The sequence below is a fragment of the Jannaschia marina genome (genome assembly GCF_013404595.1).
Lineage (GTDB): Bacteria > Pseudomonadota > Alphaproteobacteria > Rhodobacterales > Rhodobacteraceae > Jannaschia > Jannaschia marina.
The window spans coordinates 179,363-200,305 of record NZ_JABVAX010000006.1; the positions used below are offsets into that span (position 1 = coordinate 179,363).

A 20,943-nucleotide genomic window follows, 5' to 3' on the forward strand; every position below is an offset into this window, starting at 1 on the left:
GACAGCGCCGCCCTTGCAGCGACTGCGGGCCTCACCCGCCCGGCAGGAGCAGCGAAGCATCGCCGTAGCTGAAGAAGCGGTAACGTTCCGCCACCGCATGGTCATAGAGCGCCAGCATCCGCTCCCGCCCCATCAGCGCGGACACGAGCATCAGGAGCGTCGACTGCGGCAGATGGAAGTTGGTGATGAGACCGTCCGCCACCCGGAAGTCGTAACCCGGGTAGATGAAGATATCCGTCTCCCCCCGGAAGGGCCTGATCGTCCCGTTCGCCGCGGCGCTCTCGATCAGGCGCAGCGCCGTGGTGCCGACGGGGATGACGCGCCCGCCGGTGGCCTTGGTCTCGGCGATGGCGGCGGCCGCGTCGGGCGTGACCTCGCCCCATTCGGAATGCATCCGGTGGGTCGTCACGTCCTCCACCTTCACCGGCAGGAACGTCCCCGCGCCGACGTGCAGCGTCACCTCGGTGAAGCCGACGCCCATCCCGCGCAATCGTTCGAGCAGGGGCGCATCGAAATGCAGGCTCGCCGTCGGCGCGGCGACGGCTCCCGCATGGCGGGCCCAGATCGTCTGGTAGTCCTCCCGATCGCGGGCATCGGGCGCGCGTTTCGCCGCGATGTAGGGCGGCAGCGGCATCTCGCCCGCCGCCTCCAGCAGCGTCTGCACCTCCTCGGGTGCGCAGTAGAAGCGCAGCGCCACGTCCGTCTCGCCGCGTTCCAGGATCGTCGCGCGGTGCCCGGCGGCCAGCTCGATCGCGTCGCCTGCGCGCAGCTTGCGCAGGGGCTTCGCCAACGCCCGCCAGGTTCCGTCGGGCTGCGCCGCCGTCAGCGTGAACTCGACGCGCGCACGTCCCGAGCCGTCCGCCGTCTCGCGCAGCCGCACCGCTGGCAGGCGCGCGGGGATGACCTTGGTGTCGTTCAGCACCAGCCGATCGCCGGGCCGCAGCCAGTCGGGAAGGTCGGTGAACATGCAATCGTGCCGCGCGTCGCCTTCCGCCACCAGAAGGCGGGACGCCGAGCGCGGGCGCGCGGGCCGCGTCGCGATCAGGTCGTCGGGCAGGTCGAAGTCGAAGTCCGAGAGTTTCATGCCCGCCCCCTATCAGGACGGCGGTGCCCGGCGGAAGATGTCGCGGAAGACCCCGGGCGTCAGGATCGAGAGCGGGTTGACGCCGACCTCCGGGTCCGCGACCGGTCCGCGCAACCGATAGGTGAAGCCGAAGAGCCCCTCGTCGCGCCGCGCGAAGAGCGCCCCGAACAGCCCGTTCACCAGGTAGATCGGAGAGATCACGCCCTGCATGTCCATCCGCTTCGTGCCGAGGTCGAACGTCCCGTCGGCGGTGATGGACATCGACGGGCCGACCGCGCTCGCCCGCCGCACCACAATGTCGTTCGGCCGCAGCGTGAAGTCCGACTCGACCGTCTGGAAGAAGAGCCCCTCGCCCGTCAGCTGCTCCAGGATGCCGACGACCGAGAGCGCCTGCAGCAGCGAGGCCAGCGCCGGCGCGTCGCGGACCCGCAGGTTCCCCATCCGGAGTTGCCCCGCGTAGATCCCCGTCCGCTGCGTCGGGCGGAGCGTGAGCGAGATCGTCCCGCCGCGCGCGTCCTCGAAGAGCCCGGCCGAGCGCAGCACGCCGCCCCCGTCTCCGCTGCGGATCTGCACCGCCGAGCCGCCGCCCTGCGGGGCCAGCACGCCTTCGATCCCCGTCCCGCCGTTCACCCGCGCCGTGAACCGGCCCGAGCCCGCGCGCAGCGTGGCGCGCAGGTCGGTGAGCGCGATGCCTTCGGTCACCGTCAGGCGGTTGAGCGCGATCTCGAGCGGTGCCCCGTCGCCGCCGCCGCCGTCGTCCTCGCCGACGAGGAGCGCCCGGCGCAGGTCGGCCTGCCCGCCGCGGATGCTGATCGCCGGGGCCGCCCCGGCCCCCCGGCCCGTCAGCACGAGCGGCCCCTGGAACCATCCCGTGTCGACCCGGTCGAAGGTCGCGCGCTCGAGCCCGCCGCCGCCCGGGCGCAATGCGATCCGTCCCGTCGCGTCGAGCCCCGGCGCATCGAGCGCGATGCGCGTGATCTCGGCCGGTGCGGTCAGCACCGCGTCCACCTCCAGCCGCGCCGCCCCGTCGCGCCCCTTGCGCCAGCTGATCGCCGGGAGCGCCGCGCCCATGCCGCGCAGATCGCTCGTCACCCGGAGCTGCGGCGGCTCGCCCTGCGGCAGGCTCACCGCGATCTCGGCCGGCGTCTCGCCCGAGAGGTCCAGCGCGTCGATTCCGATGCCGAGCCGGGCGAGCCCCTCGGGCGTCACCCGCGCCACGCCCGTCACCTGCCCCGGAGAGGGCAGCGGCCGCGCCGGCCGGGGCGGAGCCTCGGGATCGATCGCCTCGGTCGAGGGCGGCGGCAACGCCTGCTCCCACTGGCCGGTGAAGGGCACGCCCTCGAGCGTCATGTCTCCCGCGATGCGCACAGCGTCCGGCCCGACCTCGAGTGCGAGCCGCTCCGCCGAGAGCCGCCGGTCGGGAACGATCTGCTCGCTCTCGACATCCCGCAGCGTCGCCTCGACGTCGTAGAGAATATCGGCCGGCGCATTGCCCCGCCGCAGCGGCAGCCGCGCCGAGACCCGCGCCTCGGCCCGCCCGCTCACGAAATCCGCGGGCTTGCGCAGCCGCTCGAGCAGGCGAAACGGACGGTTGTCGAGAAGCACCAGCATGTCGTCAATGTCGCCGCGCGCGAAGAGGTCCACCTCCCCCCGCGGCGGCCGCGCCGTCGTGTCGAGGATCGAGAAGGTGGTGCCGGCGATGTCCACCTCCCCCGCCTCCGCGCCTGCGACGACCGTCCCCCGGTCGACCCGCAGCGTGAGCCGGTCGTCCGCAAGCTGCGCACCCCCCGTCACGGCGCGCGCGGGCGGCATGTGGCGCATGTAGCGGAAGGATCCCTCGGTGAAGTCGAAGCTCGCCGCCACGTCGGGCTCGGTGTTCGGCGCGATCCTCAGCAGGGCCACGGCGTCCCGCGCCCGCCCGCCGAGCATGTTGTTCGTAAACCAGGTCCGCGCTTGAACCTGCAACGTCGGCGGCCAGAGCGCCACCAGATCGGCGACCCGCATTTCGGGCACGCTGAGCCGCAGCCGTCCTTCCACGCCTTCCGGCGCGAAGCCCACCCGCCCCGACATCCGCGCCGTCCCCGACGGCCCCGTCACCATCGCCTGACCGATCCGCAGCGCGAGCGGGGCCTGCATGAGGCGTGCCTCGAAGACGCCCTGCTCGAACTCGACGCGCCGGTCGAAGAGGCCCTCGGGGTCGAGGATCGTCCGGCCGAGCCGCAGCTGCATCTGGATCGGCCCGGTCAGACCGTCCTCCAGCAGGATCTGGCCTGTCCCGCCGGCCTCGAGATCGTCGGAGCTCGCCTGGATCTCGCCGAGGCCAATCCGCCCCGAGCCGGGCTGCCAGTCGAAGGCAAGCACCGCCCGGTCGAGCGCGAGCGCGGGCCGGTCGACGAGGAACCCGTCGCGTCCATCCAGCCGCCCGCGCAAGGGGCCCGGCGTCCCGTCGTCCGAGAGCCGCATGGCCGCCGTCAGGCCGACCTCGCCCTGCACGAGCGTCAGCGCCGGCACGTTCGGCAGCGCCTCCGACAGGCCGCCGAGCGACAGCCCGGTCACGGTCATCCGCGCCTCCGCGCCGTCCGGCACCCGCCGCAGGCTCGCCGCGGCCTGCGCGCGCCCCGTCCCCACGCGCAGCTCGGTCGTCAGCGACACCTCGAGACCCCGCGAATCCCGCTCCCAGATCACCCGGCCGTTCTCCGTCCGTTGCGAGAGGCCGGTGATCGCATCCTCGAAGTTGACCTGCACGCCGTCCACGGTCACCCGGTCGAGATCCGCGATCACGGGCGTGGCGAGCGCGGTGTCGAGCGTTTCGAGCGCCTCGGCCCAAGTGGTCGGCAGGTTGCTGCCCACCCGGCCGAAGGCGAGAGAGAACCGCCCCTCCTCGTCGCGCGACACGTCGAGCGCCAGCCCCTCGACCGAAAGCGCCCGCGGCCGCAGTTTGCCGCGCAGGAGCGCCCCCGCGTCGAGAGCGACCCGCGCCTCCGGCAGGCTGATGATCGGATCCGTCTCCCGCGTTCCGAGCGTGGCATCGCGGATCCCGAGGCGCAGGGCATGGGCCTCCAGGTCGTAGAACAGCGCCACCTCCCCGAGCGACAGTTCGTAGGCGGCGAGATCACGGTCGATCCGCGCCTCGATCCGCGCGACCGTCCAGTCGGGCAGCGTGATCGCCCCGTGGGTCAGCCGCCAGCCCGCGCCGACCGCCAGCCCGGCAAGGACCAGAAGACACCAGCCGAAGAGGCGCAGCGGGCGGCGCGGCTTGCGCGGGCGGCTCTCGTTCGGGTCGGCCATCGGCAGCAGGATCCGGTCGCGGTCTCGGGTGTCCTACCTTGACCCGACCCCGGGTGAGTTCCAAGTCCCCCGACATCAGAGCACCGCAACCGCGAGGAGATCCCCATGAGCGACAGCGTCACCGCCGGTCAGACCGCCCCCGACTTCACCCTGCCGCGCGACGGCGGCGGAAGCGCCAGCCTCTCGGACTTCCGGGGCAAGCAGGTCGTCCTCTACTTCTACCCGAAGGACGACACGCCGGGCTGCACCAAGGAGGGCATCGCCTTCTCCGAGGCGATCGACGATTTCACCGCCGCCGGGGCCGTCGTCATCGGCGTCAGCAAGGACACGGCCGCCAAGCACGACAAGTTCATCGCCAAGCACGACCTCAAGGTCATCCTCGTCTCGGACGCGGAAGGCAGCACCTGCGAGGACTACGGCGTCTGGGTCGAGAAGAACATGTACGGCAAGACCTACATGGGTATCGAGCGCGCGACCTTCCTGATCGACGCCGAGGGCACGGTGAAGCAGGTCTGGCGCAAGGTGAAGGTTCCGGGCCACGCCGACGCCTTGCTGGACGCCGTCAAGGCGTGAGCGCGACGCTCGCCGAGCGGGCGGTCGAGGTGCTGACGACCGCCGACGCCCGCGCCAAGACCGCGCTTTCGCGCCGTCACGCCGCCGAGTGGCGCACCGCACGCGACGCCGGCGCGCCGCTGCCCGTCGGCACGGCCGCGCCGCCTCCGCGCCCGGCGCGTCCCGACGCGCCCGAACTGCGCCACCCGCGCGACGTGCCCCGCCGCAAGCCGGGCACGCCCGAGGGCCGCATCGCGCTTCTCCATGCCGTCGCCCACATCGAACTCAACGCCGTCGACCTCCATTGGGACGTCATCGCCCGCTTCGCCCATGTGCCGCTGCCGCTCGGCTTCTTCGACGACTGGGTGTCGGCCGCCGACGACGAATCGAAACATTTCAACCTGATGGCCGATTGCCTCGAATCGGCCGGCAGCCACTACGGCGCGCTCGCCGCCCACGCCGGCATGTGGCGCGCCGCCGAGGAGACGGCGGAGGATCTCATGGCCCGCCTCGCCGTCGTTCCGATGGTGCTCGAGGCGCGCGGGCTCGACGTGACGCCGGGCATGATCGAGGTTTTCCGCAAGGCGGGCGCGGCCGAGGCGGTCGCCGCACTGGAGACGATCTACGCCGAGGAGGTGAGCCATGTCGCCTACGGCAGCAAATGGTTCAATTTCCTCTGCGGTCGCAACGACTTGGACCCGAAAGACGCATTCCACGACCTCGTCCGCCGCCACTTCCACGGCCCGCTGAAGCCGCCCTTCAACGAGGAGAAGCGCGCCGATGCCGGCCTGCCGCCCGACTTCTACTGGCCGCTCGTCGAACGCGCATGACCGCGATGTGAGTCGCGACGGCCACAGCGACGGCGGTATTTCGCCACCAGGGGGGCTGCACAAAATCTGCACGGTTGCCCGTCGGCCACACTCCCCCTAAAAACCGCCGGAACGGTAAACCCTTCGTGAGCAGGGACGCCGTTTTGGGGATACGCGACGGGGCCTTACGGGGTGCCCGCACTCACAGACGGGGGATGGGCGTGAAACAACGGCTGTCTGACAAGATCAATGCGCGGCTCGACAAGCACCTGCCCGAACAGCGCCTCTTTCTGAAATCGGAGCAAGGAACACGGTTCGTCCGGTTGCGGCCGGTCACGCAGGCCGGTGCGCTCGCCGGCGGCGCGCTTCTGGTCGGATGGACGGTGGTGGTCACGTCGTTCTTCCTGATCGGTGCGATCACGTCGGGCTCGAACCGCGACCAGGCCGCCCGCGCGCAGATCGCATACGAGACCCGGCTCGCCGCCCTCTCATCCGAGCGCGACACCCGCGCGACCGAAGCCGAACAGGCGCTCGAACGCTTCTACGGAGCCCTCGAGGAGGTTTCCAAGATGCAGGAGACGGTCCTCGCCTCCGAGCAGCGCGTGCGCGAGCTCGAGACCGGCATCGAGGTGATCCAGCGCACGCTCCGCCGCACCGTGGCCGAGCGCAACGAGGCCCAGGACGAGGCCGAGACGCTCCTCGCCCGGCTCGAGAACGCGCCCGAAGCCGCCGCCCGCGCCGCCCGTCTCGCCGCCGACAACGCCGCCACCGCGCAGGCTCTGACCGAGGTGCTCGACGCGACCGCGCTCGAACGGGACGAAGCCGTCGTCGTGGCCGCGGGAGCCGACGCGGAGATCGCGCGGATGGAGCAGATGGCCGAGGTCGTCGCCGAGCGCAACGACCGCATCTTCCAGCGCCTCGAAACGGCCCTCGAAACCTCTCTCTCGCCGCTCGAGCGCGTCTTCGCCCGCGCCGGCATCTCATCGGACGCGCTCCTGCGCACCGTGCGGTCCGGCTACCGCGGCCAGGGCGGCCCGCTCGAGCCGGTCGTCGTCTCGACCCGCGGCGGCACCGAGATCCCCGATCAGGACACGCCGCGCGCGAACCGCATCCTCGACAAGCTCGAGGACGTCGACATGTATCGCCTCGCCGCCGAGAGCCTGCCGCTCGGCCACCCGGTCACCGCGCCCCACCGCCGCACCTCGGGCTTCGGCCCCCGCTGGGGCCGAATGCATTCGGGCATGGACTTCGCCGCCGGCCGCGGCACGCCGATCCTCGCCACCGCCGAGGGCGTCGTGACCCACGCCGGCTGGCAGTCGGGCTACGGCAAGCTCGTCAAGATCCGGCATCCGCTCGGCTTCGAGACGCGGTATGCGCATCTTAACTCCATCTCCGTGCGTGAAGGGCAAAGGGTCTCGCGCGGCCAGAACATCGGTGGTATGGGAACGACCGGACGGTCGACCGGCGTACATCTCCACTACGAGATTCGGCGCAATGGTCAGGCCCTGAACCCAGTCACTTTCATAAACGCAGGTCAGGATGTTTTCTAAATCGAAGATGAACCAGCCCGGCGGCGACGCCGACAAGCCCAACCAGCCGGCCTCCGCCCCCGCGGCCTCGACGCCGCCGTCGAAGCCCGCCGCGCTCGAACTCGGGGCCGGTGCCGCCGCGATGAAGCCGAAGGTCGCCGCCTCCACGCTGTCCTCGGATCTCAACATCAAGGGCGACATCAAGACGTCCGGCGATATCCAGGTCGAGGGTGACGTCGAGGGCAACATCCACGCCCACCTCCTCACCGTCGGCGAAAGCGCGGTGATCCGGGGCGAGGTCGTGGCCGACGATATCGTCGTCAACGGCCGTGTCGTGGGCCGGGTGCGCGGCCTCAAGGTCCGCCTTACCTCCACGGCCCGCGTCGAGGGCGACATCATCCACAAGACGATCGCCATCGAGTCGGGGGCCCACTTCGAGGGGGCCGTCCAGCGCCAGGACGATCCGCTCGGGGCCGGGGGTGCCAAGCCCGCGGGTCAGCAGAAGCCCGCCGCGCCGCAGCCAAAACCGGCCGAGGCCCCGAAGGTCTGAACCGACCTCCATGACCGACACGCTGCGACCCCCGCTTCCCCAGTGGAGCGGGGTTTCGCGTCTCCCGGGACTCGAGGGACGCATCCCCGTCGCCCGGCGCGGCGCGGTCGTCCTCGCCACCGCGGGGTCGCTGGGCGACCTCTACCCGGTCCTCTCCGTCGCCCGGTCGCTCGAGGATCTCGGCGTCGAGACCCGCCTCCTCCTCTCCCCCGACGATTGCGAGATCGCCCGCTCCTGGGGCCTGCTGGCGACGTCCCTCGGGCCCTCCCGCGCCGAACTCTGCGCCATGCTCGGGCAAAGCGAGGATGCGATCGCGGCCGCCTTCCTGCGCGATCCGCTGCCGTTCCTGCGCCGCGTCGCGATCCCGATGACGGCCGAGCTGATGCCCGAGATCGACCTCGCCTGTCGCGGCGCGGCCTGCGTGTCGGGCACGCTCCTCGCCTTCGGGGCGGCCTTCGGGGCGGAACGCGCCGGCCTGCCCTTCGTGCCGCTCCTGCTGCAGCCCCTGATGCAGGCCTCGCGCCTCGATCCGCCGCGCAGCCGCGGCTTCGACCTGATGCGCCCGGCCCCCGCCACGGCTCTGGGACGCGGCTGGAACGCCCTCGTCCTCGGCGCGATCCGGGGCACGCTCGGCCTCGCCCTGCGCGGCCCCATGAACCGCCTGCGCCGCGATCTGGGCCTGCCGCCGCTGGCGGGCACGCCGCTCCTCGATCCCGGAGCGGCCGATGTGCCCCTGCGCCTCGGTCTCTGGTCCGACCGCTTCGCCCCCCGCCCCGCCGACGCCCCGCGGGAGCTGCGCCCCGTGGGCTTCCCGCGCAGCCCGCTCGGCCACCTGCCGCCCGATGTCTCCGCCTGGCTCGCCGAGGGGCCGCCGCCGCTCGTCGTCACGCTCGGGTCCATCGCGCAGGGCCTGGCGGGCGATGGCTTCTATGACCGGGCCGTCGCGCTCGCCCGAGCGATGGGGTTGCGCGCGGTCGTCCTCCATGGGCAGGCCGCGCCGCCCGCGCCTTCGCCCGACGTGCTGGCCCGCCCCGCCCTGCCCCATGCGCCGCTCTTCCCCGAGGCCGCCGCCGTCCTGCACCACGGCGGCATCGGCACGACGGCCGAGACCCTGCGCGCGGGCCGGCCGCATCTCGTGGTGCCCATCGGCGGGGACCAACCCGACAATGCCGCACGGCTCGAACGCCTCGGCCTCGCCGTCACGCTCACCCCGAAGCGCTTCACGCCCGAGCGCGCCCTGCCGCCCCTGCGTCGCCTGCTGGAGTGCTTCGACTACGCCGCAGCCGCCGAACTCGCCACCCATCTGACCGCAGAGGACGGGGCCGAGGCCGCCGCGCGCAACCTCGCGCAGATCGCGTCCATCGCGCGCTGACCTCACGTCCCACGCGCCCGTGAACGCCCCGCGACGCCCCGTCCCTTGCCGCCGGCGCGCCGCGCACATAGGACAGATCCATGTCGCTCTGGGAATACGCCAACCCCCGCCGGTTCATGGCCGTCTCCGCCACCGTCCTGCCCTGGACCTGGGCGGCCGCCGCCCTGCTCTGCGCGACGGGCCTCGTCTGGGGGTTCTTCTTCACGCCCGAGGACTTCCGCATGGGGAACTCGGTCAAGATCATCTACATCCACGTCCCCTCGGCCTTCATCGCGATCAACGCCTGGTTCATGATGCTCGTGGCCTCGCTCATCTGGCTGATCCGACGACACCACGTCTCGGCCCTCGCCGCCCGCGCCGCGGCACCCGTGGGCCTCGTGATGACCGTCGTGGCGCTTCTGACGGGGGCGATCTGGGGGAAGCCGATGTGGGGCACCTACTGGGAATGGGATCCGCGGTTGACGTCCTTCCTCATCCTCGGGCTCTTCTATCTCGGCTACATGGCGCTCTGGTCCGCGATCGAGGATCCGGACGCTGCAGCCGACCTCACGGCCATCCTCTGTCTCGTCGGCACGGTCTTCGCCGTCCTGTCCCGCTATGCGGCGCAATTCTGGAGCCAGGGGCTCCACCAGGGGGCCTCGCTCTCGCTCGACGCGGAGGAGAACATATCCGACGTCTTCTGGCTGCCGCTCGTCGTCTCGCTCGCCGGGTTCGTCGCGCTCTTCCTCGCGCTCGTCCTGCTGCGCACGCGGACGGAAATCCGCCGCCGCCGCCTCGCCACGCTGACCGCCCGGGAGCGCCTCGCATGAGCCTTGGTCCCTACGCCTTCGACATCCTGCTGGCCTATGGCCTGAGCGGCATTCTGGTCGCTGGCCTCGTCTGGCAGAGCATCGCCAGTGCCCGCGCCGCGCGCCGCCGCCTGGAGGACGCCGAGAAATGAGATGGCTTGCGCTCGTGCCCGTCGCGCTCTTCGCGGCGCTCGGCGGGTTCTTCCTGTCGGGCCTCTTCCGCGACAATCCCGACGATCTGCCCTCGGCCCACATCGGTCAGCCCGCCCCCGCGATCGCGGTGACCGAACTGCAGGGCCGTGAACTGCTGACGCCCGAGATGCTCACCGACGGCGAGGTCAAGCTGGTAAACTTCTGGGCCAGCTGGTGCGTCCCCTGCCGGGTCGAGCACCCTCAGATCGAGGTCCTCTCCGAGGTCGTTCCCGTCTACGGCATCAACCACAAGGACCAGCCCGCGAACGCGATCCGCTTCCTCGACGACCTCGGCGATCCCTACGCCGCCATCGGTGCCGACCCGGGCCGCGTGGCGATCGACTGGGGTGTCACCGGCTTCCCCGAGACCTTCGTGGTCGACGGCGAGGGCATCGTCCGCCTGCGCTTCGCGGGGCCGATCACCGTCTCGGTGATGGAAGACACGATCCTGCCCGCGATCGAGGCCGCGCGCGGCGGCTGACCGCCGACCAGACTATTCGCGAATAGTCTGGAGCCCAAAGTCTTCCCGAAGACTTTGGGCTAGCTGTTGAACCCCCAGCCCCGCTTCTGCGCCTGAACCCAGGTCCAGCTCGACGTGCACATCTCGGCGAGCCCGTACTCGGCCGAGAAACCCAGCACGTCGCGCGCACGGCTCGGGTCGGCGTAGAGCTTCGGCACGTCCCCCGCCCGCCGTGGCGCGATCTCGTAGGGCAACTCGCGCCCGACCGCGTCCTGGTAGGCCGCGTGCATCTGAAGCACCGAGACCGGGTTGCCCGTGCCGATGTTCACCACATGCGATCGCCCCTCCATCAGCGCGTCGAGCGATTGAACATGCGCGCGGGCGAGGTCCATGACGTGGATGTAGTCGCGCCAGGCCGTGCCGTCGGGCGTGTCGTAGTCGTCCCCGAAGACGCGCAGCACCGGCAACTCGCCCAGCGCGACCTTGGCGATGTAGGGCATAAGGTTGTCGGGCACGCCGCGCGGATCCTCCCCGATCAGGCCGCTCGGATGCGCGCCCACCGGATTGAAGTAGCGCAGCACCCCCACCGCCCAGGGATCGGCCAGTGCCGCCTGTTCGAGGATGCGCTCGCAGGTGATCTTGGTGAAGGCATAGGGTGAGGTATGCGACAGCGGCATCTCCTCGGTGAGCGGAAAGACCTCGGGCTCGCCGTAGACCGTCGCCGTCGAGGAGAAGACGAGCCGGAAGACGCCCGCGTCCCGCATGGCCTGCGTCAGCGTCACGAGGCCGCCGATATTGGTCTCGAAATAGTCGAGTGGCCGCGCCACGCTCTCGCCCACCGCCTTGCGGGCGGCGAAATGCACCGCCCCGTCGAAGGCACGCTCGGACAGGAGACGGTCGAGGAGCGCGCGATCGAGCACCGAGCCTTCGACGACATCGACCTCGGTCCCGGTCAACCGTGCGAGCCGGTCGAGGACGTCGCGATCCGAATTGGCGAAGTTGTCGAGGATCGTCACGGCGTAGCCGGCCTCGGACAGCGCGACGTAGGTATGGCTGCCGATGTATCCGGCCCCGCCGGTCAAGAGGATGCGCGCCATGGAAATCTCCGAAACTCAAATACCCAGCGTCTTAACGCCCCGTCGCCGCCGCGCAAACCCTCCACGCCCTTGCCGCAGGTGAGCCGCGCCGCTACGCCGGAGGGCAGGAGAGGAGAAGGTCGCATGAGTACACACGCCACGCCGCGCCGCCTGACCGTGCCGCAGATGCGCGCCCGCAAGGGCGAGACGCCCCTCGTCTGCCTCACCGCCTATACCGCACAGATGGCGGGCCTCGTCGACGACGCGGTCGATTGCCTGCTCGTCGGCGACAGCCTCGGCATGGTCGCCTACGGCCATGGCAGCACGCTGCCGGTGACCCTCGACCAGATGATCGCCCATGGTGCGGCGGTCGTGCGCGGCACGGCGCGGGCGCTCGTGGTGGTCGATCTTCCCTTCGGCAGCTACGAGGCGCGCCCCGAGACCGCCTTCGATGCCGCCGCCCGCGTCCTGGCCGAGACCGGCTGCGCCGCCGTCAAGCTCGAGGGCGGCGCGCGCATGGCCCCGACCATCCGCTTCCTGACCGAGCGCGGCATCCCCGTTATGGCCCATATCGGCCTGACGCCGCAGTCGACCAACGCCATGGGCGGTTTTCGCACCCAGGGTCGGGACACCGCCGAGTGGGATGCCCACGAAAGCGACGCAGAGGCCGTCGAGGACGCGGGGGCCTTTGCCGTCGTGCTCGAAGGCATGGTCGAGCCGCTGGCCGCCCGGATCACCGCCGCGGTCGACATTCCGACCATCGGCATCGGGGCCTCGCCCGACTGCGACGGCCAGATACTCGTGCTTGAAGACATGCTCGGCTTGACCGATCACGCGCCGAAGTTCGTCCGCCGCTACGCGGACCTCGGAGCGGCCGTGCGCGACGCGGCCGGGCGCTACGCCGACGACGTGCGCACCCGTGCCTTCCCCGGCCCGGACGAGACCTACAGCTGAGCGCGCGCAGTGGCGGCAGCCAGCCGCCACGTCCCGAGCCCGGCAAGCGCAAGCACCACGCCCGACACCGCCGTCCGCGCCAGGTTCCAGTGCTGCCACGGCCCGCTGTAGTCGGCCCAGATCGCGCGCGCGGCCGCTGCGTCCTCGGGCACGGCCACCTCCGCCAGCGCCTCGTTCATCGGCACATTGACCGCGAGCGTCAGGCCCATGCCCCCCACCAGGTAGAGAAGCGCGCCCGCCGCGAAGACCAGCGCCGCCTCCCGCGACACGCCCCAGGCCAACGCCGCCGTCAGGGCAAGCACGACCGGCGTGCCGAAGAAGGCCGGCGCGAAGGCCGCGTTGCGCACCTCCGCATTGGCCGCCTGCATCGCCGCGATCGCGACCCGCGGGTCGGCCACGTCGAACCCCCACATGACCGAGCACCACCACGCATAGAAGAACCCGAAGATCGCCCCGGTAAAGAGGAGCGAGGTCACGGCGGCACAGGCAAGCAGGGTGTTCATTGCGGATCTCCCGATGGGCCGTACACATTCATACGGCTTTACACAGGCGTACACATCATTACGGTTTCACGCAACCCCGGAGGACCAAATGCCCGACCCCGACCGCGAGGACCGCATCGCCGCGGCCGCCTATACCCTCCTCTCCGAGAAAGGCTACGCCGGGGCGTCCATGCTCTCGATCGCCAAGGCGGCGCGGGCCTCGAACGAGACGCTCTACAAGTGGTACGGCGACAAATGCGGCCTCTTCACCGCGCTCGCCCGGCGCAACGCCCGCGCCATCCGGGAGGACCTCGACGCCGCCCTCGCCGGGGACGGCAGCGCCCCGGAAACGCTCGCCCGCGTCGCACCGCGCCTTCTTGCCATGCTGCTCGATGATCCGGCGATCCTGCTCAACCGCGCCGCCGCCGGCGACGCGACCGGTGCGCTCGGGCAGGCCATCGCCGAGGGTGGCCGCGCGGACATCGCGCCCCGCATCGGCGGCCTGGTCGCGCGCGCGCTGCGCGACGCCGGGAGCGACATGCCCCCCGACCGCGCCACGACGCTTTTCCTCGACCTCTTGATCGGTGACCGTCAGATCCGCCGCGTCATCGGCACCCTGCCCCGCCCGACCCGCGCCGAGACGGAGGCCCGCGCCGCGACGGCCCTCACCGATTTCGCGCGGCTCACGGGGATCGCCGTCTGACCGACGTCCCCGCGTGCCGCATCGTTACCGCCGGTCGACCACGCTCCGGGGGCCACCAACGGCGACGGCTCTCACTTGATTTTAGGAGACCAAAAAACCCTGTGGTCAAATCAATGGCTCACGGCATGAGAGTTTCACCTGGCTCAAACAGAGACCAACAGCGAAGGCGAATTCGCGCCGCTCGCCATAATGTTCAGTGAGGTGCCTCTAGATTTGTAGATGGTTTGCCGCCTTACTTTGAGGTCAGGAGGCCGAGATGGGCAGCAGTAATTACAGCGACGAGTTCAGGCGGGACGCTGTCTCGCAGATCACGGTGCGGGGGTATCCAGTTCGAGAGATGTCCCGACGGCTAGGTGTCAGCACGCATTCGCTCTACAAGTGGGTGAAGTTGTTCGGAGAGCCGGCACCGAAGCCCGGGACGGACCTCGACGCGGAGAACCGGCGCTTGAAGCGCGAGTTGGCGCGGGTGACGGAGGAGCGCGATATCCTAAAAAAGGGCGAGGCTTGTCCGCCATTGGTCCGAGGACAATGCCGAGCGCGTATTTTGCCAGGGATGCAAGGTGAAGTACGCGTTCGTCGCTGAGCATCGCGGACAGTTTTCAGTCAGAGCGATGTGTCGGACGCTACGGGTGCACGTCAGCGGGTTCTATGCCTGGCTGCGGGAACCGATGAGCCGCCGTGCCCTTGAAGATGTGCGACAGACCAAGCTGATCCGGGATGCTTGGATACAGAGCGGTCGGGTCTACGGATATCGCAAGCTGACGGACGACCTCCGCCCCTCTCGGGACATTGCTGCGCAATGCCCTGCCGGGCGATGGATCTAGGCGAGCTCATCTCGGAGAACCGCGTCGCCCGGCTGGCGTCGCTTGCTGGGATCGCTGCGCAGGTCGGCTACAGGCGGCGTCCAGGACGGTATGGTGGCAAGCCGGCGGCCGTGGTCGAGAACAGGCTGGCACAGCGGTTCGAGACGTCCATGCCGAACCAGGCGTGGGTGACAGACATCACGTATATCCGAACGCATGAAGGCTGGCTCTATCTCTGCGTCGTCATCGACCTGTTCTCGCGCCGGGTGGTTGGCTGGTCAGCCCACAGTCCCGGATGACCACGGACCTAGCCCTCCAGGCCCTTCTTATGGCCGTCTGGCGGCGCCAGCCCACCAGCCGCGTCACGGTCCACTCGGATCAAGGGTCCCAATTCACCGGGAGGGAATGGTCGACGTTCCTGCGTCAGCACAACCTCGAGCCCAGCATGAGCCGACGCGGCGACTGTCACGACAACGCCGCGGCAGAGAGCCTCTTCCAGCTTCTGAAACGAGAGCGAATTCGGCACCGGACCTATCCGACCCGTGACGCCGCAAGGCAGGACGTGTTCGACTACATCGAGATGTTCTATAACCCGCAGCGCAAGCACACCAACAACGGGATGCTGTCGCCCGTTGATTTCGAGATCACACAGCAGAAACTGAAAGAGGCAGGCGTCTAGAAAACTCGGGGCACCTCAGCCAAGTGTCGAGCTTACCCCGCAAACGGACGCCGGAGGTCGGGTTCTCAAGGACCGAGCCGAGGAGCGCGTCCACCTCGTCCAAGCGGCGGTAGGCCGCCGCGTAGTCACCCTCTGTTATGCTGACGATGTGATGACGATCCCGATCAGATCCCGCTCGACGAACGGGTGCCGGACGATCCGCATCAGCGTTGCTAGGTCATCGCGTTCAAATGGGCCCGAGCACCGGCGGTGACGTCTCCGAGCGGCTCCCACTGGTCGAGCGGCAAAGACAGCCGGCACTGCACTTCGGCCTCCAGCAGCGAACGCTCCCGGTCCCGATCCGCCTTGGCCTTCGCCAGTTCCCCGGACACCGCGGCGCTGATGTTCGGATACTCGCCGGCCTCGACGAGTTCTTTCGCGTAGCTGTACGCCACGTCGGTGAAACTGACCGACTGTTTCTGAACGCCCATGAGATGCCCTCTGGTGATACAATGGACTACCAACTAGGTACGGGTCAGGCAAGGTCCGCTTCTTCGACGCTGCCTCGCAGCAGTCACGCCTCGCGCGAAGGTCGTTTTGGGCCGGGTCGCAACTCAATTGGTTGATCTGAATCTAGGCTTTCAAAATGACTCTGTCCCAGAGAGTTATGCCAGTTTGCTGCTGGAACTCTCTGAGACAGACTCGTCTTTCCGCTTCGCGGTGTGGACTACTCGTTCTAAAGAATGAGATCCTCCTGCCCGACGGTCGGGGTCCCGATCAGATCGATCGAGAAGTCCGAGATACCGTCGCCATCGGTGTCGATGTGCAACCGTCCAATATCTCCATCGTAGCGCACCTCGCCGGCCGAGTTCGTGTAGTGTTCAACGAAAGTCAGCTCGTCCATGAGCCCACTGAGGTTGATGACGTCGACACCGCTCTCGAAATCTAGAATGGTGTCTCTGTTCGCCCCATGCAGACTATGACTTTCGTCCCGGAACTCGAAGACATCAGAGCCAAGCCCGCCGTGGAGTTCATCACGTCCGCGTCCCCCAACCACAACGTCGTCGCCGACACCTCCGAAGATCCGGTCATTGCCGCTTCCACCTTCGATACTGTCATCACCCGCATTTCCTGCGAGTACGTCATTGCCGACGCCGCCGTACAGTCGATCCTCGCCGGCTCCGCCGCGCACCAGATCGCTGCCATCGCGCCCCAACAGAAGATCGTCGTGGTAGCCGCCATTCATGACGTCATCTCCGATGCCCCCGTTGAGTGTGTCGTCCCCACCCCCACCAAATATGCGATCGTCCCCTCCGCCTCCGGTGAGATTGTCATCACCGTGGTTTCCGGCAATCAGATCATTTCCACCGCCACCAAAAAGATCGTCGTGACCAGTGCCGCCGAACATGCTGTCGGCGCCTGAATGACCGAACATCTGGTCGTTCCCAAAGCCGCCATCAATCAGATCATTTCCCGCGTTGCCGCTCAGCCAATCGTCTCCGTGTTCGCCAAACAGATGGTCGTCCCCGTCTTCGCCATCTATGCGATCATTTCCTGTTCCACCGAAAACCGTATCGGCACCGTTGCCCGACGAGATCTCGTCATGCCCACTGCCTCCCCACACTTGATCTTGGCCATCACCAGCATCCACGATGTCATCATTAAGGCCGGCTGCGATAAGATCACCGCCGTTGGATCCTTGAATTTCGCTCAGAACGTCGCTCGCGCTGGTATCGACATCATTGATGATCACACCGCCCAAAGGTACGTAGCCATACGGAACGATGTTCTGTTGATCGATGTATTCGACCGACTCCAGATCGGCAAAATCGGTCGGCAAGTCTCGCACAAAGTGCCTTTCCTGCGTACCGGAATTTGCGCCACCATCGCCTGTCATGTCGATCCTGGCGCCTTCCAGTGTGTAGAACACATAGCCACCACCGCTTGTTTCAATGAGCAGCCACTGCTGAGGGTCAGCACCGCTATCATTGTGGTCACCGTTCCATTCCACGATCCGTGCGTTGTCCGGTAAATCAGTAAGATCGAGATAGACTCCTTCGATCATGAAGTGATCTCTGGAATAATCGAGATCCTCAATGCGACCAACAACGACGTTTTGGACTTCGTCCAGATTCGCGAAGTTGATGCTGTCATGCCCACCGCCAGTCCTGATATGGTGACCGCCAGACGCGGCATAAATACCAGAAAAACTGAGGGTTAGATTATTCTCGGAATGATCTCTGAGTCCGCCGAAGAAGGTGTGAATTTGACCGCCGTAGTAGTTGTTGGCAACGTAGGTGAAGTCGGTGCCGTGATGATTGTGATCGTGATTGTGGTGGTGGTGATTGTCCATTGGTAGTCTCCAAGCGTGCAAAATCTGTTTTGCAATCGCCAAAACTGAGTGTGTCAGTAGAGCGAGTGCGTGCTTGCCTGTTTCAATATTGGCGACAGACTTTTTTGTGGCGGCGCATTGGCGACGATCTGTTGAGCGAAGATACTTGATCAGTAATACGAATTAAATAATTCGAGAGTTTTATTAATTAAAAATGCGCCTGTAATTGATTTCGCTTTTCGCTGTATTTTCAGAGCCTATTCTTCTGCGGCTTTAGCGGCTCTGTTCAGCGCACGAACAGAGTGAGGCATGGAGGCTGGTGCTGTGTTGACAAAACCGTCCTTTGGCCGCGCTGACGTCCTTCGCGCTGTCCGAGACGGATGGGGCAGGGTTATAGCGATGGTGCGAAGTCTGATGTCGGACGTGGAGTGGGCCTTGTCCGAGCGCTTCAACCGGGGCGTAGGGTTGCGCAATGGGCGGCGAGAAGCTGATCTTCGCCAGGTGCTCGACGGTGTTTTGGGTCGCTATGAACGCAAGGCCCCACCGAGACCATCCTGGAGGATCCGGGAAGTGGTCAAGTGGCGGGAAGCAGTTCGTTGTGGGATGCTTCCGCGGGACTTTCGGAGATGATTGTCGATGTGTGGAACGAACGGGCAGCCAAGCTCGAGCATCCGCCGAGCTGCTTGTGGATGATAGACAGCCCAGTCGTCCATGGGACCCGGGTGAGGGGGTACCAGCGAAAGGGCATCTGGCGCTCTCGTGGTGGTCGGACAACCAGGTTCCACTTTTGCCGCAACGGATGGGATTTGCCGATGCCGATTGAATCGACGCTTGGCGTGCCATCAGGTCACGGGTTTCGAATTCAAAATGGCCGACGACATGCCGACGCGTGATGCGCTGTTACAGACAAGGTTGCGGCACCGACCGCATGCCAGACTGGGTTGAAGCGCGTGCTGCGACCCCCATGCGCATCAACAGCACGGCCCGTAGAGGTGTGGACCAGACGCTCTACGCCGTCTTCCGCGATCTCATCGAGGCTTTCTTCGGAGTGCTCAAGAATACCTGCCGGGCGGCGAACAGCTACGATGAGCTTGTAACGAATTTGATCGCGTGCATCCGCATCGCTTCCCCGCGATTTGCCAGCACTGCCCATGTGTTTCAGATATGTTCCCTCCGTGAGGTGGAATCATAAGCATCAGTCAACGATGCACTTGATGCGATTTACGTACGTGCAGACTGATCTGATCGAAGTCGGTACCGGTCGTCAGTAAATACAGTCTATCCAGATCCTAACAGGATACGGCATCTTTATTCATTGGTAGAGTGTGGAATCGACGTGCCGTTGAACGACCGGTTAACGATGTCGAGGCAGCGGCCCCATCCCTGGAAGTCGTTCAAAAGCTCTGTTTTTTAACGCTTTATTAACGATCTACGGATAAAGTTTTGACTTGACGATTTGGTTTAAGTTGGGCTCCTTGGTTGTTCTAGTGGCTGTGGTCTGCGAAATATGCAAGGATATTGGGCTGGTCGATCAAGTAGATGCGTGGCCAGCCGTCAAGCGACGCACCGTAGAATGTCCCGTCAACTGCGCCGCAACTAAAGAGGCTGCCATTTATCTTACCGATCGAGATAGGAAATGGCAGAGAATCGAAACTGGGGATACAACGGTCGCACCTTCAGTCTATTTTTCAGTTTCGAAAGCCCTTGCCGATCTTCTGATTGGGGCAGACGTTATCGACGGTGAGCTGCTTCCTGCTCGACGTGTTGTTTTTGAAACATCAAATGGCTCGTACGTCGCCGCTCATCCTGATTTCAACCTTCCATCCAAATAGAAATTCTTTCATATATTTATTAAATTTATGTCGATACTTTTCAAACGAAAGCTATCCCCATGTGACTCCTCTCAGCATCTCGTGCGCTTCTACTCTTATTTTCGTCGCACTTTGCTTGGACTTCAGCCCTTCAGCGGCGTACACGATATTCGGCGAAAAACCGCTTCCATATATTCGCATCATCGATCTTAGGAATTTTTTTACCAATATAAAGAATTCTAACTGCATCAAGACCGGCGTTGAAGTTGGAGCTGAGAATGTGTGATCTGTGTCAAAACACGGGATTAGTTGATGAGGTCAGAAAGGGACCTCCTACATATCACCGGGCAGTTGTTTGCCCGATACCTCAGTGTGCTGCTGCAAAACGACTCCTGCGAATTGCTCAACCCGGACAAGTTCCATGGTCTCGCACCGAAGACCTTTCAACCTTAATACCTGCAGGAGGCTATAAGGCCGTTGTAGCATCCAGTGTTTTGCACGAGTGATGAATCTTGTGTTCATATTTAATTAGACGGATAGTGTCAGTAAGTCCCAATCGGATCGAATTGATAATTGTAGCACTCGAGTTCGGTAATAAAAGATGTATATCCGCCAAATCTCGTGCGCCGGCGGTCGTCGAGGCGAGCGTGCGGATTTATCCAGTTTTGACGCGAACGCGACTGGCTATTCGATTTTTAGTTTAAAAGACAAGGAGCAGGCGATGAAGCGCAGCTCCTCAAAGATTGAGATCAATGAATAGACTATCAATTAGTTAAGTGGCTGCGAATAATTTTGGCCGCGCCAATTCTCAATGATCTCAAGACTAAGTCGAATTTTTATTATTATTACGATTTTTCATTGGAATTGACTGCCACTCGGATTTAATAGCTGGGGGAGAATTCGTTCGCATCGTAGCACACAGAAGCCAAGATGTAGGATAGTCTTTCAAGAAACCGGATGTGACCATTTGTAATGTTAAAGCCGATTATTGACCATAACCGAAAAATGTAGTTAGAGACGTCGAGAGGTGAAGAAATATCCTCCTGGTTGTATTCTAGAGCGACGTAGAAATCTTCGACAATCTCGGCGACTTCAATGCTGGATCCCGCGGTTATCGCAAGGATGACGTCGAATGCGGACGAATGCTCAACTTGAATATGAGGTCGTGGTGAGTAAGAAATCGACCTTGGAATCTCGACATCTTTGATGGCAAGATCTAAAATCAGATATCTGACTTCTTCGCTCGTCAGGGGGCAATCGGAAAGAACGGCACAGGGGTGTGTATAGAGCATGTGGATTTGGCAGATCCTGGCAAGGTAGAGTCATCAATACTTTCAAAGCGTTAAATTTTAGTTAAGGTGCGCAGAAGTTGTGCAAGTTGGAGTTGGAGTTTCCCTGGTTTTGTGGACGGTTATGGGCTTAGAGATTCCAGCCCTTCAGCGGCAGTCCTTTCGTAGTTGATCGGCGACTTGCACCCCAAAGCTGAGTGACGGCGCGAGG

The 20,943-nt window shown here is 65.6% G+C and carries 19 protein-coding genes and 1 pseudogene; 14 read left to right on the top strand and 6 right to left on the bottom strand.

Annotated features, from left to right (window positions below; all coding sequences use genetic code 11):
* Positions 1-31: 31 nt before the first annotated feature.
* Both queA and HSX43_RS12435 read right to left on the bottom strand, forming a co-directional pair.
* Entirely contained in the window at positions 32-1,084 is a 1,053-nt protein-coding gene (gene queA, locus HSX43_RS12430) for a tRNA preQ1(34) S-adenosylmethionine ribosyltransferase-isomerase QueA (RefSeq protein ID WP_179380457.1), read from the bottom strand.
* A 12-nt stretch (positions 1,085-1,096) separates the two neighbouring features.
* Positions 1,097-4,372: a YhdP family protein gene (locus tag HSX43_RS12435; RefSeq protein ID WP_179380458.1), complete on the bottom strand. Its 3,276-nt coding sequence runs from the start codon at positions 4,370-4,372 to the stop codon at positions 1,097-1,099.
* A gap of 105 nt (positions 4,373-4,477) precedes the next feature.
* Here HSX43_RS12435 and bcp point away from each other — a divergent pair, with 105 nt between their 5' ends.
* From bcp to HSX43_RS12475, 8 genes are all read left to right on the top strand, one after another.
* Positions 4,478-4,945, top strand: coding sequence for a thioredoxin-dependent thiol peroxidase (gene bcp / locus HSX43_RS12440; RefSeq protein ID WP_179380459.1), 468 nt, complete (start codon positions 4,478-4,480; stop codon positions 4,943-4,945).
* Positions 4,942-5,754, top strand: coding sequence for a ferritin-like domain-containing protein (locus tag HSX43_RS12445; protein ID WP_179380460.1), 813 nt, complete (start codon positions 4,942-4,944; stop codon positions 5,752-5,754). The genes bcp and HSX43_RS12445 overlap by 4 nt, the downstream gene beginning before the upstream one ends.
* Before the next feature lie 194 nt (positions 5,755-5,948).
* Positions 5,949-7,283, top strand: coding sequence for a DUF5930 domain-containing protein (locus HSX43_RS12450; protein WP_208454585.1), 1,335 nt, complete (start codon positions 5,949-5,951; stop codon positions 7,281-7,283).
* On the top strand, positions 7,273-7,812 hold the full coding sequence (locus HSX43_RS12455; RefSeq protein WP_179380462.1) for a bactofilin family protein: 540 nt from the start codon (positions 7,273-7,275) through the stop codon (positions 7,810-7,812). Before HSX43_RS12450 ends, HSX43_RS12455 begins: the two co-directional genes overlap by 11 nt.
* A 10-nt stretch (positions 7,813-7,822) precedes the next feature.
* Positions 7,823-9,184: a nucleotide disphospho-sugar-binding domain-containing protein gene (locus tag HSX43_RS12460; RefSeq protein ID WP_179380463.1), complete on the top strand. Its 1,362-nt coding sequence runs from the start codon at positions 7,823-7,825 to the stop codon at positions 9,182-9,184.
* A gap of 80 nt (positions 9,185-9,264) precedes the next feature.
* Positions 9,265-9,993 carry a heme ABC transporter permease CcmC gene (ccmC, locus tag HSX43_RS12465; protein WP_179380464.1) on the top strand — a complete coding sequence of 243 codons (729 nt, stop codon included), beginning with the start codon at positions 9,265-9,267 and terminating at the stop codon, positions 9,991-9,993.
* Positions 9,990-10,124, top strand: coding sequence for a heme exporter protein CcmD (ccmD, locus tag HSX43_RS12470; protein WP_179380465.1), 135 nt, complete (start codon positions 9,990-9,992; stop codon positions 10,122-10,124). The genes ccmC and ccmD overlap by 4 nt, the downstream gene beginning before the upstream one ends.
* Positions 10,121-10,645 (top strand): DsbE family thiol:disulfide interchange protein, encoded by a 525-nt coding sequence (locus HSX43_RS12475; protein ID WP_179380466.1) that lies wholly within the window; start codon positions 10,121-10,123, stop codon positions 10,643-10,645. Before ccmD ends, HSX43_RS12475 begins: the two co-directional genes overlap by 4 nt.
* A gap of 59 nt (positions 10,646-10,704) precedes the next feature.
* On the opposite strand, the gene galE is transcribed toward HSX43_RS12475, so the two are convergent.
* A complete protein-coding gene (gene galE, locus HSX43_RS12480) occupies positions 10,705-11,721 on the bottom strand; it encodes a UDP-glucose 4-epimerase GalE (RefSeq protein ID WP_179380467.1) in 1,017 nt (338 codons plus the stop codon).
* Positions 11,722-11,844: 123 nt separating this feature from the next.
* Between galE and panB the strand changes: the two genes are divergently transcribed.
* Entirely contained in the window at positions 11,845-12,654 is an 810-nt protein-coding gene (gene panB, locus HSX43_RS12485; protein WP_179380468.1) for a 3-methyl-2-oxobutanoate hydroxymethyltransferase, read from the top strand.
* Here the strand turns inward: panB and HSX43_RS12490 are convergent.
* Positions 12,645-13,157 carry an anthrone oxygenase family protein gene (locus HSX43_RS12490; protein ID WP_179380469.1) on the bottom strand — a complete coding sequence of 171 codons (513 nt, stop codon included), beginning with the start codon at positions 13,155-13,157 and terminating at the stop codon, positions 12,645-12,647. The two genes, panB and HSX43_RS12490, sit on opposite strands and share 10 nt — an antisense overlap.
* Positions 13,158-13,245: 88 nt before the next feature.
* On the opposite strand from HSX43_RS12490, the gene HSX43_RS12495 reads away from it, so the two are divergent.
* Complete coding sequence (locus HSX43_RS12495) at positions 13,246-13,839, top strand: TetR/AcrR family transcriptional regulator (protein ID WP_179380470.1); 594 nt, start codon at positions 13,246-13,248, stop codon at positions 13,837-13,839.
* A 256-nt stretch (positions 13,840-14,095) separates the two neighbouring features.
* Positions 14,096-15,321: pseudogene (locus HSX43_RS12500) on the top strand (IS3 family transposase).
* A 212-nt stretch (positions 15,322-15,533) separates the two neighbouring features.
* Here HSX43_RS12500 and HSX43_RS12505 read toward each other — a convergent pair.
* Together HSX43_RS12505 and HSX43_RS12510 are read right to left on the bottom strand one after the other, a co-directional pair.
* The gene (locus tag HSX43_RS12505) at positions 15,534-15,791 is read right to left on the bottom strand and encodes a hypothetical protein (protein WP_179380471.1); all 258 of its coding nucleotides are present in this window, start codon (positions 15,789-15,791) and stop codon (positions 15,534-15,536) included.
* Positions 15,792-16,036: 245 nt separating this feature from the next.
* On the bottom strand, positions 16,037-17,653 hold the full coding sequence (locus HSX43_RS12510; protein ID WP_179380472.1) for a calcium-binding protein: 1,617 nt from the start codon (positions 17,651-17,653) through the stop codon (positions 16,037-16,039).
* A gap of 943 nt (positions 17,654-18,596) precedes the next feature.
* On the opposite strand from HSX43_RS12510, the gene HSX43_RS12515 reads away from it, so the two are divergent.
* The 3 genes from HSX43_RS12515 to HSX43_RS12525 all read left to right on the top strand — a co-directional run bounded on the left by HSX43_RS12515 (position 18,597) and on the right by HSX43_RS12525 (position 20,203).
* On the top strand, positions 18,597-18,824 hold the full coding sequence (locus tag HSX43_RS12515; protein WP_179380473.1) for a hypothetical protein: 228 nt from the start codon (positions 18,597-18,599) through the stop codon (positions 18,822-18,824).
* A 256-nt stretch (positions 18,825-19,080) separates the two neighbouring features.
* A complete protein-coding gene (locus HSX43_RS12520; RefSeq protein WP_179380474.1) occupies positions 19,081-19,464 on the top strand; it encodes a hypothetical protein in 384 nt (127 codons plus the stop codon).
* A gap of 580 nt (positions 19,465-20,044) precedes the next feature.
* Positions 20,045-20,203 (top strand): hypothetical protein, encoded by a 159-nt coding sequence (locus HSX43_RS12525; protein WP_179380475.1) that lies wholly within the window; start codon positions 20,045-20,047, stop codon positions 20,201-20,203.
* The last annotated feature ends 740 nt before the right edge of the window (positions 20,204-20,943 follow it).

What these genes read in the sequence shown, in the direction of transcription:
- HSX43_RS12490 (WP_179380469.1), bottom strand. Translation starts at nt 13,157, where the DNA reads ATGAACACCCTGCTTGCCTGTGCCGCCGTGACCTCGCTCCTCTTTACC.
- HSX43_RS12510 (WP_179380472.1), bottom strand. Translation starts at nt 17,653, where the DNA reads ATGGACAATCACCACCACCACAATCACGATCACAATCATCACGGCACC.
- HSX43_RS12525 (WP_179380475.1), top strand. Translation starts at nt 20,045, where the DNA reads ATGTATATCCGCCAAATCTCGTGCGCCGGCGGTCGTCGAGGCGAGCGT.
- HSX43_RS12455 (WP_179380462.1), top strand. Translation starts at nt 7,273, where the DNA reads ATGTTTTCTAAATCGAAGATGAACCAGCCCGGCGGCGACGCCGACAAG.
- HSX43_RS12450 (WP_208454585.1), top strand. Translation starts at nt 5,949, where the DNA reads ATGGGCGTGAAACAACGGCTGTCTGACAAGATCAATGCGCGGCTCGAC.
- ccmC (WP_179380464.1), top strand. Translation starts at nt 9,265, where the DNA reads ATGTCGCTCTGGGAATACGCCAACCCCCGCCGGTTCATGGCCGTCTCC.
- HSX43_RS12495 (WP_179380470.1), top strand. Translation starts at nt 13,246, where the DNA reads ATGCCCGACCCCGACCGCGAGGACCGCATCGCCGCGGCCGCCTATACC.
- queA (WP_179380457.1), bottom strand. Translation starts at nt 1,084, where the DNA reads ATGAAACTCTCGGACTTCGACTTCGACCTGCCCGACGACCTGATCGCG.
- HSX43_RS12475 (WP_179380466.1), top strand. Translation starts at nt 10,121, where the DNA reads ATGAGATGGCTTGCGCTCGTGCCCGTCGCGCTCTTCGCGGCGCTCGGC.
- HSX43_RS12515 (WP_179380473.1), top strand. Translation starts at nt 18,597, where the DNA reads ATGCGCATCAACAGCACGGCCCGTAGAGGTGTGGACCAGACGCTCTAC.
- HSX43_RS12460 (WP_179380463.1), top strand. Translation starts at nt 7,823, where the DNA reads ATGACCGACACGCTGCGACCCCCGCTTCCCCAGTGGAGCGGGGTTTCG.
- HSX43_RS12505 (WP_179380471.1), bottom strand. Translation starts at nt 15,791, where the DNA reads ATGGGCGTTCAGAAACAGTCGGTCAGTTTCACCGACGTGGCGTACAGC.
- bcp (WP_179380459.1), top strand. Translation starts at nt 4,478, where the DNA reads ATGAGCGACAGCGTCACCGCCGGTCAGACCGCCCCCGACTTCACCCTG.
- HSX43_RS12435 (WP_179380458.1), bottom strand. Translation starts at nt 4,372, where the DNA reads ATGGCCGACCCGAACGAGAGCCGCCCGCGCAAGCCGCGCCGCCCGCTG.
- ccmD (WP_179380465.1), top strand. Translation starts at nt 9,990, where the DNA reads ATGAGCCTTGGTCCCTACGCCTTCGACATCCTGCTGGCCTATGGCCTG.
- galE (WP_179380467.1), bottom strand. Translation starts at nt 11,721, where the DNA reads ATGGCGCGCATCCTCTTGACCGGCGGGGCCGGATACATCGGCAGCCAT.
- panB (WP_179380468.1), top strand. Translation starts at nt 11,845, where the DNA reads ATGAGTACACACGCCACGCCGCGCCGCCTGACCGTGCCGCAGATGCGC.